Source organism: Alicyclobacillus hesperidum subsp. aegles (assembly GCF_027923525.1).
GTDB classification, from domain to species: domain Bacteria; phylum Bacillota; class Bacilli; order Alicyclobacillales; family Alicyclobacillaceae; genus Alicyclobacillus; species Alicyclobacillus aegles.
Window position 1 is genome coordinate 39,882 of record NZ_BSBJ01000011.1, and the last position, 13,501, is coordinate 53,382.

Annotated in this window: 12 protein-coding genes; 5 read left to right on the top strand and 7 right to left on the bottom strand. The window is 54.8% G+C overall.

The window, feature by feature from the left end; translation table 11 throughout:
• Positions 1–85 precede the first annotated feature (85 nt).
• Positions 86–604, top strand: coding sequence for a cupin domain-containing protein (locus QMF38_RS08455; protein WP_040288867.1), 519 nt, complete (start codon positions 86–88; stop codon positions 602–604).
• Here QMF38_RS08455 and QMF38_RS08460 read toward each other — a convergent pair.
• The gene (locus tag QMF38_RS08460) at positions 579–1,046 is read right to left on the bottom strand and encodes a GNAT family N-acetyltransferase (RefSeq protein WP_040288865.1); all 468 of its coding nucleotides are present in this window, start codon (positions 1,044–1,046) and stop codon (positions 579–581) included. The genes QMF38_RS08455 and QMF38_RS08460 overlap by 26 nt on opposite strands.
• Before the next feature lie 73 nt (positions 1,047–1,119).
• Here QMF38_RS08460 and QMF38_RS08465 point away from each other — a divergent pair, with 73 nt between their 5' ends.
• The gene (locus tag QMF38_RS08465; RefSeq protein ID WP_006446156.1) at positions 1,120–2,517 is read left to right on the top strand and encodes an MFS transporter; all 1,398 of its coding nucleotides are present in this window, start codon (positions 1,120–1,122) and stop codon (positions 2,515–2,517) included.
• On the opposite strand, the gene QMF38_RS08470 is transcribed toward QMF38_RS08465, so the two are convergent.
• Complete coding sequence (locus QMF38_RS08470) at positions 2,514–3,593, bottom strand: LacI family DNA-binding transcriptional regulator (protein ID WP_058095515.1); 1,080 nt, start codon at positions 3,591–3,593, stop codon at positions 2,514–2,516. The two genes, QMF38_RS08465 and QMF38_RS08470, sit on opposite strands and share 4 nt — an antisense overlap.
• A gap of 178 nt (positions 3,594–3,771) precedes the next feature.
• On the opposite strand from QMF38_RS08470, the gene QMF38_RS08475 reads away from it, so the two are divergent.
• Entirely contained in the window at positions 3,772–4,959 is a 1,188-nt protein-coding gene (locus QMF38_RS08475) for an AGE family epimerase/isomerase (protein WP_232302370.1), read from the top strand.
• A 113-nt stretch (positions 4,960–5,072) separates the two neighbouring features.
• On the opposite strand, the gene QMF38_RS08480 is transcribed toward QMF38_RS08475, so the two are convergent.
• The 4 genes from QMF38_RS08480 to QMF38_RS08495 form a co-directional block, all read right to left on the bottom strand.
• Entirely contained in the window at positions 5,073–6,278 is a 1,206-nt protein-coding gene (locus QMF38_RS08480) for a helix-turn-helix transcriptional regulator (protein ID WP_281759191.1), read from the bottom strand.
• A gap of 173 nt (positions 6,279–6,451) precedes the next feature.
• Complete coding sequence (locus QMF38_RS08485; RefSeq protein ID WP_058095518.1) at positions 6,452–8,587, bottom strand: HelD family protein; 2,136 nt, start codon at positions 8,585–8,587, stop codon at positions 6,452–6,454.
• On the bottom strand, positions 8,588–9,838 hold the full coding sequence (locus tag QMF38_RS08490; protein WP_083496230.1) for a multidrug effflux MFS transporter: 1,251 nt from the start codon (positions 9,836–9,838) through the stop codon (positions 8,588–8,590).
• Positions 9,839–9,907: 69 nt separating this feature from the next.
• Positions 9,908–10,807: a GDSL-type esterase/lipase family protein gene (locus QMF38_RS08495; protein ID WP_232302367.1), complete on the bottom strand. Its 900-nt coding sequence runs from the start codon at positions 10,805–10,807 to the stop codon at positions 9,908–9,910.
• A 146-nt stretch (positions 10,808–10,953) separates the two neighbouring features.
• Here QMF38_RS08495 and QMF38_RS08500 point away from each other — a divergent pair, with 146 nt between their 5' ends.
• Entirely contained in the window at positions 10,954–12,189 is a 1,236-nt protein-coding gene (locus QMF38_RS08500; protein ID WP_058095519.1) for a hypothetical protein, read from the top strand.
• Between the two features lie 15 nt (positions 12,190–12,204).
• On the opposite strand, the gene QMF38_RS08505 is transcribed toward QMF38_RS08500, so the two are convergent.
• Positions 12,205–12,744, bottom strand: a complete 540-nt coding sequence (locus QMF38_RS08505) for a cysteine hydrolase family protein (protein WP_232302368.1) — start codon at positions 12,742–12,744, stop codon at positions 12,205–12,207.
• 94 nt (positions 12,745–12,838) lie between these two features.
• Between QMF38_RS08505 and trmB the strand changes: the two genes are divergently transcribed.
• The gene (trmB, locus tag QMF38_RS08510; protein ID WP_058095521.1) at positions 12,839–13,498 is read left to right on the top strand and encodes a tRNA (guanosine(46)-N7)-methyltransferase TrmB; all 660 of its coding nucleotides are present in this window, start codon (positions 12,839–12,841) and stop codon (positions 13,496–13,498) included.
• Positions 13,499–13,501: the final 3 nt, after the last annotated feature.

Sequence of the window (13,501 nt, forward strand, 5' to 3'; positions counted from 1 at the left end):
ATAATCAACAGGAGTGCCTACTCTATCGTGCCAAATTCGGCTGTACCAATGCAAATGCAAACAAGTTCAACAAGGAGGCCCGCACATGGACGCATCCGACTGGATTGAAGCGTTGCAACTCGAACCACACCCGGAAGGGGGTTTTTATCGCGAAACCTACCATTCGCCTGTGTGGATGGAAGACGAATCGACACTGGGTCACTACGGCTCCCCGCGACGCAGCGCCACATCTATCTATTTTTTATTGCGTGCGGAAGACGTCTCCCACTTCCACCGGCTCAAGTCGGACGAACTTTGGTATTTTCACGTGGGCGATCCGCTCGTCGTTCACACCATTGATGCTTCCGGGAAATACACGGCACACGCGCTCGGCGTGCGCATGGATGTTGGTGAACGACCACAGTTACTCGTGCCAAAGGGGACCATCTTTGGTTCGTCGCCCGCCCCGCAAAAGCCCAATCAACACGTGTTCGGTTACTCGCTTGTCAGTTGTATGGTCACACCAGGCTTTGATTACCGGGACTTTGAGCTATGTAAACGGCATGAACTCGTCACGCAGTTTCCACAGCATGCGTCAATCATCGAGCGATTGGCGCTCCTTTAAGCAGCTTTTCCATGCGCACATGCAAGATCCCCGCATCGTAAAACGGTTCCTCACTTACGGTGCAATAGCCAAGTTTGTGGTAAAACGCTTCTGCATGGCACTGGGCATCGAGGACGGCGCGGTGGTATCCATCTGCCAGCGCAAGTTCCTCGATGGCCGCCATAACAGCCCGACCAAAGCCACCTTTGCGATAGGCCTTAAGCACTGCAACTCGCTGAATTTTTGCTGTTCCATCACGTTCATCGCCATACGGCTTATAGCGAGCCGTGGCGACGGGAGTTCCCTCGTCGTTTTCGATATAGACGTGATGCCCCACTCCGACGACATCTTGTTCGTCGATTTCTTCTTCCACAGGCACCTGTTGCTCTTCGACGAACACCTTTCGCCGAATATCCAAGCAAGTCTGTAATTCATCTTCGTTTTGTACGATCACAACGCGCATGCGCCGCCCTCCTATCGCTTGGAAACGTTCCTTCGCAAGGCGTATCATAATGCCAGTGTGAGGAGGAACCGGAATGTCTAGTGTGCCAAATAACCCTGTCGCCACGCAACCGAATGGTCATAGACGCGCCTTATTTCTCATGACCATTGCACTTGGCGTCTTGCTCAATCCGCTCAATTCGTCGATGATTTCGGTTGCCATGACGAAGTTTCAGCACGTGTTTCACGTCCATTTTACCACCGCATCCTGGCTCATTTCGTCTTACTATCTCGCGAGCGCCGTCGCCCAGCCAATCATGGGCAAACTCGCCGATCTCCTCGGCCGTAAACCCTTATTCCTTATCGGCTTACTGCTCGTTGCACTCTCATGTTCGCTGGCCCCCTTCGCGCCTAGCTTCTCGTGGCTCATCATTTTGCGCCTCATTCAGTCCCTGGGCAGCGGTGCCGTATATCCAGCGGGCATGGGTATCGTGCGCAACGTGATCACAGAGCGACAGTCGCAGGCGCTTGCATTGTTGGCTGTGTTTTCATCGGGTGCCGCCGCATTCGGCCCCTCCATCGGAGGCATTATCATGCACTACGCCGATTGGCAGGGAATCTTTTGGGTCAATTTTCCTTTTATCATTGCGAGCTTTTTATTGGCAATCTGGGTGTTACCTAGTGGCCGGGACAATGAGCAAACGGCACCGCTTGGGCGGCGGATGCGAGCCGTTCTGCATGAACTTGATTTGATGGGTATCTTTCTGTTTATTCTCGGTATCATTGGTGCCATCGTCTTTTTACTGTCGCTCACATCCAGGCCCTCGTGGTGGGGGCTTGTCCTTGGCGTCGTCGCCTTTACCCTGTTTGGCTGGCGCGAAACCAAGGCAGAACTGCCGTTTCTGAGCCTGCGTTTTTTCCGACAGAACACCGCCCTAACATGGGTACTCGTCCAGTTCGCGACGGTTAACATCATCTTTTACTCAGTGTTTTTCGGCATGCCAACGTATCTCCAGGAAGTGCGACAGTTCGATACCCAGGAAACAGGGTTGCTCATGTTGTGCGTCGCAGGATTCAGTCTGATCACGTCGCCCATCACCGGGCGCTGGGTGGCCAAAAGCGGATCGCGCCCACCCTTAATGCTCGCGGCCATGTTCATGACCGTAGGTAGCGTTCTCTATCTGACCCTACATGGCCAATCACCTGTTTGGTGGCTTGCCGTGGTTCTGTCCGTGTTGGGGCTCTCGAACGGTTTTAACAATGTCGGGCTGCAGACGGCCTTGTTTCGCGCCAGTCCACGAGAAGTTATCAGCACTGCTTCGGGGCTCTTTCAAATGGCCCGGTACATGGGGACAATCATCTCGACTGTCGTGCTCGGGCTGTTGTTCGGTAGCCGCCTCACGACGGGGCAATTGCACATTCTTGGCATCGTTCTCGCCTGCCTCGGCGTCGTCGTCTTGCTCATGAGCTGGCGCATTCCACGCGGCCGTTAAGCCTCGCAATCCGCCTGTTCCAGACGCCTGACAGGCGCAGCCGTCGAATCGCGAAGCACAATTTCACCGCATACATGCAATTTCTCACGTGGTGCGTCCGGGTGTTCGATCCGCCGCAACAAGAGATCGACCGCCCGCGCCCCCATTTGTTTCTTATCAACGTAGACGGTTGTCAACGCGGGCCTAGTCTCCGATGCGTCATCAATGTCGTCAAAACCCGTTACGGACACTTGCGAAGGAACAGCGAGCCGCAGCTGTTGAAGGGTAGCCATGACACTGATAGCCAGGGCATCGTTAGCACAAACAAACGCCGTTGGCATATCTCCTTCTCGCAGCAGCTGGTTTGCCATTCGCGTCAAGCACGCAATATGCTCGTCCCTTGTTACTCCCAGGCTGCCCGCCCATTCATCCGGCTGCGACAAGGCGATGCCTTGCTCCTCCAACGCCGTGCGAAAACCAAGCCAACGCTGGCGAAAGCTCTCTGAAAAAGACGGATCGCCAATGAAATGTAGATGGCGGTGTCCTTGTCCCAGCAGGAACCGTGTCAGTTGCTTCGTTGCATCGAAGTTGTTGGCAAACACCGTGTCCGAAGGTACTGACTCATCCTCGTGATCAATGAGGATAAAGGGTAGTCCCAAATTGCGAATTTCAAACAAGAGCGACGTCGCAACGTATCCCACTCCGATCACGCCAAGAACTGCAGACGGATTTAACACCTGCAAAAAATGTTCAGGCGAATGCTCGGTCACGAGAATGCTCCCAAATCCTTTGTCTGCCAGCGCCGCCGTAACGCCATCGACAATTCGCCCCCAAAACGAAGACGCCCGGGTTTGCATACGCACATTGGGCAAGAGCACGACAACCGTTTGCGCCCTTCGCTTCTCCTTTGCATCCCCTACCTTGCTCTTGGTGACGCCGTTGTCTTGCAAAAAATATCCCAGTTGGGTGGCAATTTTCACAATGCGTTCGCGCGTTTCCTCGCTTACCCCCGATTGCCCAGATAAAGCCTTCGACACAGCATATTTTGACACTCCGGCTCGCTCTGCAATTTGCTGCATCGTCACCTTCTTCGTCATCCAGGTCGCCCCTTCCGTTCCCTATCAACATTTGTTAGCCTAATGCACTTATCGATTTCCGTCCAGGGGTAGGTTCTTGTCCTTCCGTACTGTGTTTGATACATCAGATTGATTCGCAAGTTTCGTTAGCATACTATTCATTTTGTTATGCTAAATCACAGGCGGTGACATGGTGCAGATGACAAACAATTTGCGACAACGCGCGGTAGATCAAGGCAAGTCCATTCTCGCCTGGTGGCGGGCAAACGCGATCCGCGAAGATGGTACGTTCTACGGCTGCGTCAGTAACGACTGCACACCGGAACCAGAGGCAAATCTGGGTGTTATTCTTGCTTCGCGCATCCTGTGGACATTTGCTCATTCCATCAACACTCGGTTTGACATGAACACCGAAAACCGACGCATTGCCGACGCAACATGGAACCTATTGAAAACCGCCTTTTGGGACGAGATCCACCTCGGTGTATTCTGGATGGTGGATGTCACGCACCGCCCCATCCAGCTCCGTAAACACGTCTACGCACAGTCGTTCGCCATATACGCATGTGCAGAATACTTCGCCGCCACAGGTAACACAGAAGCACTTCGCCTTGCACAATTGACGTACCAATGCATTGAACGATACGCGCGCGATCCAGAGTTTGGCGGCTATTATGAATCGTTTTCCGACGACTGGGTTCCTATGAGCGACCAACTGGGTTTATCCGATTTAGCGGCACCCAAATCCATGAACACGCATCTGCATTTGTTGGAAGCCTATACGCGACTCTATCAGGTATGGCCGAATCCCGAATTGCGTGGTAGGTTGCATGACTTGCTACAAATCGTTGCAGAGCGCATCGTCGATCGCGAGAGTGGGCACTTTCAGCTGTTTTTCGATGCCAAATGGACACCTCTCGACAACGTCATCTCGTATGGGCACGATATCGAAGGCTCGTGGCTTCTTTGTGAAGCTGCCGATGCTTTGGGCGATCCGGTCTTGCAAGAAGCAATTCACAACATCGCGCTGCGCATGGTGGAAGCCACGCTGGCCGAAGGCATAGATCAGGATGGCGGAGTATGCAATGAAGGCCGGGCGGGAAGCGTGATCGACGACGACAGACACTGGTGGCCACAAGCCGAAGCGGCAGTTGGCCTCGTCAACGCTTATCGCATCACAGGCGATATTCACTATCTGCATCACGCGTGGCGCGTCTGGGATTTCATCGAGAACAAAATGGTCGATAGACAATACGGCGAATGGTTTTGGTTGGTACATCGGGACGGGCAACCAGACTTGTCGAAGTGGAAGGTTGAACCGTGGAAGTGCCCTTACCACAACACGCGCGCATGCATTGAGTTGTGGCAGCGACTCGGCAATTTTTGATAGGAATAGGCTCAAGTGAAACGCCGCTAAGCCATAGAATGCACCGTAAAATAGGCACAGTCTGCCAGATAGCGCTTTCGATCTTGGCAGACTGTGCAGTCATAGAACATCAATCAGTCCGACTCGTGAATACCAAGCGACTGACGCACGGCGCGATCGCGAAACGCCTTCGGCGTCAATCCCACTTGGCGTTTAAACAACTTATTGAAATACGTTGGGTCTGGATACCCGACATGGGCGCCGACTTCATAAGCCTTGAGATGGAAATCATGCAATAGCATATCTTTTGCCTTATTCAAACGAGTCTGAACAATGAATTCGCGAATCGTCATGCCAGTCTCGCTCTTAAATCGCTTACTTAAATAGCTTGGGCTCAAGAATACGCGAGCCGCCAATGACGCGACGTCGAGATCCGAATCGTAGTTCGACTCAATCATCTGAATGACCTGCCCGATTTGCGCACTGTGTGCCGACGTGAGCGCCTCTTCGCGCCCCATGATGACCATCAGAGACTGTTTCAGACGGTCTCGCCAGTCCCACCACTTAGGACACTGTTTGCCGACGTATTGAAGCCACTGCCGTGTGGAAAGTGGCAACTGCACCAGCCTGTCGCGCCCGCTGCCAGCCTTCAGTCCAACCGCCGCCAAAAGTACCTGTGCGGACAATTCGGCCACGTCCTCAATGCGGTAGTTATGCTCCACAATCTGATTAAAGACCTGGTCGATCACTGCGGAGGCGCCTTCGTAACCGCGATCGTCCAAAGCTGTGATAATGCGGCTCAAAAAACGCATGCGATCCTCGTCGGAAATGGCAACGAGTTCGCGGTCCAATCGCGAAAATACATGGTCCTGATAGATGTTCAAGTGGCAGGCGGACGTCGACTCGAGTACTGCGGTCCACCAACGACGCACATCGGTGTCGATGAATGTCCGACTGACACCAACGAGCGATCTTTCTGAAGCGAGGCGCGCAATGCCGGCTTCGAACGAGCCCATCGCACGCTCAGGCGAAAACGCGGCAAACGTAATGATATAGGTATTGGCATCACATGTTAGCACATGGATGCATTCAAAGCCTCCCGCCTGCATCTGTGTCAAAAATGGATAAATGGGTACGACCTGAGAACTTCGTATGGTGCACAACAAGAGTTCCTTTCGCTCGTGAACTCGTTCCAGAAGTTTGCCCACTTCCATAAAGTTGACTTCAATCGGCTTTTGTTGCAAGACGTCCCATGAAGTCATTGGCCAAGCTGGCCCTTGTTCGACAAACGCGTGAAACACTGGTTGGCCCATTATATTTGTCTGCACACTTAAGCTCACGGTAGCCCTCCCCCCGCGCCCCACGAGGAATGAAAACGGTTTCTCAAAATCATTATAAAGAATAACATGCAAGACAGGGAGACGTATTGTATACCAATATTGTCTTTTTTGATTTTTGTTTTCGAAACTAAACAAATGATGTCCAGCTAAAAAACGAAAGTGGACGAACACCCTTAGGCTTTCGTCCACTCAAGCAACTGCGTAATGGGCTCTGCGTAGAGAATGCAAAGTCGGTGCAGGGCCCTTGTACAACCTACATATAAGAGCTTTGCATCGCGCTCGCTCCAATTGTAATGGTTTGCGTCTGCATCGACGACAATGACACTGTCAAATTCCAAACCTTTTGCAAGGTAAATTGGGACAATGCTGATGCCGCCTTCGTAATCGCCGCGATCGGCCGTCAACAAATGGGCGTCAAGCCCTGCTTCCAAACAGGCATTGTGATAAACATGAGCATCTTCTTCCGTACGTGTCAACACGGCGACTGTTGAAGACAACTCACGCATTGCCATGATGCGATGAAGCACAGCCTCAAAGCGATCGCGCCAGGCCACCTCTTCCACCAGCACCTTATCACCGCTGCGGAACACGGGCTTTGCTTCGACCGCTGGCCCAAAAGGCCGCAACACTCGATTGGCAAACTCGATGATCTCGAAAGTCGAACGGTATGACACCGACAGTTCCACGTAGCGACAACCGCTCGGAAATTGGTCTATGAACGCACGCCATTCGCGGATTCCCGCTTCACTGTGGATGCTCTGTGAGAGATCGCCAAGAATGGTGAACGAGTTGCTCGGACAATAGGCTCGCAAAACCTGTAAATGTACAGGTGAGAAGTCTTGCGCTTCGTCGATCACAACGTGATCGAACCGATCGCGCGGATCAATGCCGTACAGCCATTGATGAATCGCGAGCAGAAGCGGCAGATCTTCCGGTTGTACCTGTGGGCGTGCACCGCGTTTCTCTGGCTGGCGCAGCGAAGACGTCGTCAACTCAGGATGCCATTCAAGAAACCTGCGATAGAACGTGAGTGGCTCCATGTTCGGCCACCGCTCTTCATACTGGCGAATGGCTGCCGCCAACTTTCGCTTTGACGATTTATCTGTCTGGCCAGCCGCTTTGGCTTCCATCTCGAAGTGCCGACGCACGCGTGCCAATACCCGCTGCCTACGTACAAAGACTGGATAGTTGGCATATTCCTCAAAAAACCAGCGAGCGATGGTCGCATGTTCGAGGGAACGGCCGAACGGTGCGACGGCTGCTCCCATTGGCAGCATCGACTGTTCACTTTCGCTGAGAAATGCCTGCAGGCTATGCCACGTTTCAAGCCTGCCTTTGCACTCCACCTCGCGCATGGCGGCCGCATATTCCGGCGGTTGGCGAAGTGCGAACCGCTGGCGCAGGCGTTCACCGGGGTCGACCAGAAGCACAGCATGATCCAGCACGCGCAAAGCAAACGCGGAAAAGGTCGTCTGTTGAACGCCTCCTACACCCAGTTCGGGGAGTACCTCAGAAATATAGTCGACGAACATCGCCGATGGTGCAAAAATCACCATACGTTCGGCGCGCAGGCGTTCGGGATGCTGGTACAAGAGGTATGCGAGTCGGTGGAGGGCGACGGTTGTTTTGCCACTACCAGCGACGCCTTGGATAACAATCGGCAAGCTCCTATCCGCGCGAATAATGTCATTTTGTTCGGCTTGTATGGTCGCGACGATGTCGCGCAGACGGCTGTCTTTCGCATCCTGGAGCCGATAAAGGAGAAACTCGTCCGTCGCCGCAGCCTGGTCCTGGCCTTCAACATAGCTGTCTACCACGCGCTGCAATTCGCCATCGCGAACGACGATGTTGCGCTTAAGCGATACCTTTCCCCGCACCTCGCCCTCGGGCGAGACGTAGCTCGCTTCGTCCCCTTGTCCTGCGAATGAATAAAATAGGCTGGCTGCAGGTGCGCGCCAATCAAGGACGATGCGATCGCCGGAAGCCGGATCGTCAATGCCGCGCTTGCCGATGTACAAGCGCTGGCGACCCACTCCCGCGGGGGAGAAGTCGATCCGCCCGAAATATGGTTCCCGCATCGCCCGTTCGATTTCTCGCCGCCGCTCGCGAGCCAATTCGGCGACCGCGACATCCGCGACTTCGTCTGCGGTCAACGCTTCATCCTGGTCTTCCTCATCCTCGTCGCGCACAGGCGGCTTCGGCCCGCCAGCCAAAGCGTGCTCCATTGTCCGCAACACGTGCTGAAGCCGCCCTGCCTCCTCCTCGAACGGATCGATCGCCGCACGAGGAAATGCATCGGCCTCATTCATTTACGCTACCTCCCTGCCATTCATGTTCATGCGCAACGACCAAGCGGCATACCAGACGAGTGACCCAACGTCTGCGCTGGCAATGACAATCCCCATCGGCAGCCCTGTGTGTGCGCCCCCCAAACCGACAAGCGGTGTCGCGATTGCGCCAAGCAACAATTGCGACACGCCGATCAAGCCAGCGGCACTCCCCGCGGCACGTCCATGGTTTTGCATCGCAAGCGACGCACCCAAGGTACTGACAATGCCGACACTGGACACAAGGAAAAAGAGCGACGGCAAGATCCCCGGGAGTCCCGCACCGAGCAACACACTCAACAGCAAAGCGACGCCTCCCAGCGCGGCGATCCACGCTCCCGACCGGAACAAACGCGCCCCTTCCACGCGATTGGCAAGCCACCCGCTCACTTGGGAGGCGAGTACAATGCCAATGCCATTGATGGCAAAACAGACGCTGAACCACTGCGGCGAAAGTCCATAGATGTCCTGCAATACAAAAGGCGATCCGGAGATATATCCAAACATACCAGCGGACACGAGTCCTTGCGAAAAAGCGTACGCCATAAAGACGGGATCGCGAAACAAGCGCACAAACGCGGAAATTGTGCCTTCTATGCCACCTCGCGTACGGTGGTGTTCAGGCAACGTCTCCGGCAAGGAGAGTGCCACCAGTACCGTCAAGGCGACACCGATGCCACAGAGGATGAAAAACACCCCCCGCCACGACGTGAAGCGCAGGAACTGACCACCGATGACCGGCGCCAGCACGGGAGCCACGCCATTCACCAACATCAGGAGTGAAAAGAAGCGCGTCAGTTCAACCCCGCTGTACATGTCTCGCACAATCGCGCGAGCGATCACGATGCCTGCGGAACCACACAGGCCCTGCACAAACCTGAGTGCAACAAGCCCCCAGACCGACGGCATCCATCCACATAAGAACGAGGCCAACAAATACAACACAAGTCCTGCTAAAAGTGGGCGCTTGCGGCCACTGGCATCGCTCACGGGGCCAGCGAAAAGCTGTCCAATCGCGAGCCCGACCAAACAGGCCGTCAAACTGAGTTGCGCCGTCGCCGTCGCCGCGTGCAAATCGCGCGCCATCGTCGGTAGCGCGGGTAAATACATGTCGATGGACAGCGGCGCGATGGCCGTCAACACGCCCAGAATGGAAGCCATCTTCAAGCGCCCCCACGCCGTTCTGGGCGGTTGCACCACTGTCTCAGATACCTGCTGTAATTCGCTGTTCATAAGACTCCTCTCCGCGACGACCACCTTCGCACCAGAATGGTGTTAGAGCGCCCATTCTATACCTTGCCATCACGATATGCCGTTCGCCAGTTGTTGACCGAGCCACTGTGTTAGGGAACTCCATCCGTTGGGCGAAGCAATGGCCTGAAATGCGGCCGACATCGAAAGGGCAACCTCCCCTTGCTTAGCCAGGACGGCTTGCCCTGCTACGCTCGGGTGCACGTCGTTCTTCAAAATATAGTTGCTATGCCCGGCAAACGCATCATAGGCGTCCGCAATCGCATCTCCGTACTCGACGGCGCCTTTAGCAATCTGTACATTCGCAGCGCCGATAGCGGCCTCGGCCGCCATGTACAACGAGCGATCCGACGTTGGAATAGGATTGTACAAGTCGTATACGACGACAGTCGCCTTCGCATTAAGCGTATGGACGTCGCGCAAAATGGCCGCCACGTTTGTCGCAATGTCCTGCACAGCGCTACTAAGACGAGCAGCCAACTGTGTGGACTGCGCCGCTGTCAGCGAAACGTCGTGCCAATTCGCTGCACGTGCAGAAAATAACGAGAGGGCTGGTTGCAGTAAATCGTTACTGCCAATATCGATGGTTACAATGCTGGCCTTTTGGACATCCGCCCGCATACTTGGATCTGATTGCAGCGCATGCAGCAGATTCGCGCTGGTCCACCCTGGAACGCCGAGATCGATAACGTTGTCGTGTACTTTGCTCCCAATGAGGTATGGAAACGCAAGCTTCGAAGGCGCGCGGTTATTGCCAAGGTTGTAGCCAAACGTTATGGAATCGCCAAGTGCCACGAGGTTGCCGACAACACGGTTCGCCACTTGGCGGGAAGCTGCCGCGTGAATATCGGCGACAGGCTTTGCCAACTGCTCGCCCACATGCATCGGCGCGGACCATGACAACATCGTGACAGAGGCGATTGAAATTGCAAGGGGACCTAATATGGTCATCTGGAATTCCCACTTCCGTCCGCATTCATTCCGGTTTGTAGATTCTCGCACCACAATCTATTCTCATTATAGGATTGCGTATGCGCGTTTGGAAGCACGTTTTGGAATTCGTTTGGTATACTTTAAGAAATAGGGAGGCGATTGACATGCACGCGCGCGTTGTTTTGCTTGCATCCATTGTCGGCATCGCAGGGTTGCTTGCGGGGTGTGGAGCAACGCCAACCGAGCCGCCAGCAGCCGCCAGTGTCGTGCATGCTCGCGGTGCCCAGGCGGCGGGGAGCGCACTACAGCGAATTGCAGCCAAAGCAACAGCGACCCCCACGACATTCGCGAACGCCGTACACGTCATAGATGCACACATTCAGATGTTTGACGATCGCGCGGGTGTGGCGTGGGGGTATCAAGGGAGCCACTTTGTGTTGTATGCAACGGAAGACGGTGCACACACGTGGGTTCGCCAATCCCTGCCTCCCTTGCCTACCGACGATGTTGTGGCAAACGGCCCGGGCGGCGTCGACTATGTATATCCAATCGCCTCGTCCAAACGCATGTGGTCCTTGGTGTGGATCGATACGGGTGAAGCGCACATCCTGACTACGCGCGACGGCGGCTCGACTTGGAGTCCGTCGACGTTCTCACTTCCTGCCGGCGTGTCTCAGATCGCATTTGGCGAGTGGCAAGGTGCAAAAGCAGGTTGGCTATTGTTCGAAGATGACGCCAGCGGCGGCGCCGCTGCGAAATACCTGTTTGCGACAACCGACGGCGGACAAGCTTGGCACATGGTGAACAATTCGCAGGATGAACTTGTCCACAACGGCTATGCCGCACGTCTGGATTTTGCCCCCAACGGCAAGACGGGCTTGTACGTAGGAGTCGACGATTTGACCAAAACGGTCAATGTCGTCGAAACGATAGACGGCGGTCTGCACTGGCACACAAGCGCATTGACGCTGCCATCTCAGGCTGTCGCGCCCCCGGTTGTCGAGTTCGTCAAAGCGAATTCGAATCAATCCCTGATGGTGGCGTTCATGGTGCCGACAGCGAACGGCAATCAACTGTACGTCTGCACGTCGACGTACGGAAAAAACTGGACCATCGACGAATTAAACGTAGGCCAAGTGCAAGCAATGTCCGCCATCGCACCCGATGGCCTTGTGTTGCTTGAATTGCGCAACGGCGAAGAAACGATTCTCCGCAGCTTGGACGACGGGCAAAGCTGGTACACGGTTGGTCATTCACTACAGGGCAGCCTTGCCAGTGCGATACATATTACGCTCGATATCCCGGATCCGGCGACATGGTATGTGCTTGCGCTCGACTCCAAGCTCAATGCAACGCTCTTGCGCTCGCAGGATGGCGGCATGCACTGGCAGACCATGTGATGAAATGGCGCGCATTTACACGATCTCGGTGTGAAAGCAACGCTGCATATGTTCTAAAAATAGCTCGCCTTGGTCCGTAAAGGTCGCGCAGCCAGCGCGGTGCACAACGGTCGCAAAACCAGCGTCATACGCACCGCCAGCTGTCAGAAAGTCGCAGATGTCTGTGCAGACGCCGACAATGTGCACCCGTTGGACGCCGAAAGCGCGCAGGCGAACGGCGAGGTCGGTGCCAGAAAAGGCGTTGTAGCTGGCCTTGGGGACATACATCACGGTGTCGCGATCGCGCTCCCGGTCATACCAAGTGGCGAGGTCACCGTACAGTTGCTGCCCCCACGTTCCTTTGACGTTATGTGGCGGCCAATCGCGAAAATGTGGATCTCCTTCCTGATGCTCATCCATGCAGACGGCTACGATCTGTCCATCTCTCACCATGCGATCCGCCAGATCCACGATGTATGGAACAATCGCCTGCGCCGCTCGACCGGCGGTGAGGCTTCCCTCATCGTGCACAAAATCGTTTGACATGTCGACAATGAGTAACGCTTCTTTGGCCATGACAAAGCCCCCAACCATTTGTTGCCCACATTGTACCCATACTTGCAACAAAACTGCCAACCAGATACGATGACGCAGGAAATGAGGGGAAGATATGCGCTACCGAGGATCACATCGATTGGGAAAATGGCTTGAACAAGGCGGCGAAAAGCTGCTTGACGCCCGCAAAGACGATTTACAAGTGTGGTATGCCGCGCAACGAAAACCGTTTTGCCTGGAAATTGGCTGTGGAAAGGGTGGCTTTTTGCAAACCATGGCCAAGCTCCACCCGGACACAACCTTTGTAGGCGTCGACAAAATGCTGGCAGTCGTTGCCAAAGCGGCTGCAGGCGCGGCTCGGCAGGGATTGTCTAACACGACGTTTATCGTCGGGGACATTGGGCATATCGGAGAGCTTTGGCACGAACCTCGCGTCGCCCGCATCTACCTGAACTTTTCCGACCCGTGGCCGCGCCGACGCTATTACGATCGCCGCCTGACCCACGCGAAGAAGCTTGCCCTGTACGCAAAATGGCTGTGTGCAGACGGTTGGCTCGAACAAAAGACGGACAACCTCGATCTATTTAACTGGTCGCTGGCTTCGCTTGCGGAAAATGGTTGGGACATCGCCGAATGTGCGCGCGCATTTGCAGAGGGTGAACCCGACGGAACAAGCTTGTCCAGCAAATATGTGCAGACCGAATACGAGGCCAAGTTCCGCAGCATGGGTTTGCCCATATACTACTTGCGCGCTCGTCCAAAACAAGCTGAGTGAAAC

Bases quoted from the DNA above. Each gene is read 5' to 3' on its own strand.
- QMF38_RS08470 (WP_058095515.1), bottom strand. From the start codon at position 3,593: ATGACGAAGAAGGTGACGATGCAGCAAATTGCAGAGCGAGCCGGAGTG.
- QMF38_RS08485 (WP_058095518.1), bottom strand. From the start codon at position 8,587: ATGAATGAGGCCGATGCATTTCCTCGTGCGGCGATCGATCCGTTCGAG.
- QMF38_RS08500 (WP_058095519.1), top strand. From the start codon at position 10,954: ATGCACGCGCGCGTTGTTTTGCTTGCATCCATTGTCGGCATCGCAGGG.
- QMF38_RS08505 (WP_232302368.1), bottom strand. From the start codon at position 12,744: ATGGCCAAAGAAGCGTTACTCATTGTCGACATGTCAAACGATTTTGTG.
- QMF38_RS08460 (WP_040288865.1), bottom strand. From the start codon at position 1,046: ATGCGCGTTGTGATCGTACAAAACGAAGATGAATTACAGACTTGCTTG.
- QMF38_RS08495 (WP_232302367.1), bottom strand. From the start codon at position 10,807: ATGACCATATTAGGTCCCCTTGCAATTTCAATCGCCTCTGTCACGATG.
- trmB (WP_058095521.1), top strand. From the start codon at position 12,839: ATGCGCTACCGAGGATCACATCGATTGGGAAAATGGCTTGAACAAGGC.
- QMF38_RS08475 (WP_232302370.1), top strand. From the start codon at position 3,772: ATGACAAACAATTTGCGACAACGCGCGGTAGATCAAGGCAAGTCCATT.
- QMF38_RS08465 (WP_006446156.1), top strand. From the start codon at position 1,120: ATGTCTAGTGTGCCAAATAACCCTGTCGCCACGCAACCGAATGGTCAT.
- QMF38_RS08490 (WP_083496230.1), bottom strand. From the start codon at position 9,838: ATGAACAGCGAATTACAGCAGGTATCTGAGACAGTGGTGCAACCGCCC.
- QMF38_RS08455 (WP_040288867.1), top strand. From the start codon at position 86: ATGGACGCATCCGACTGGATTGAAGCGTTGCAACTCGAACCACACCCG.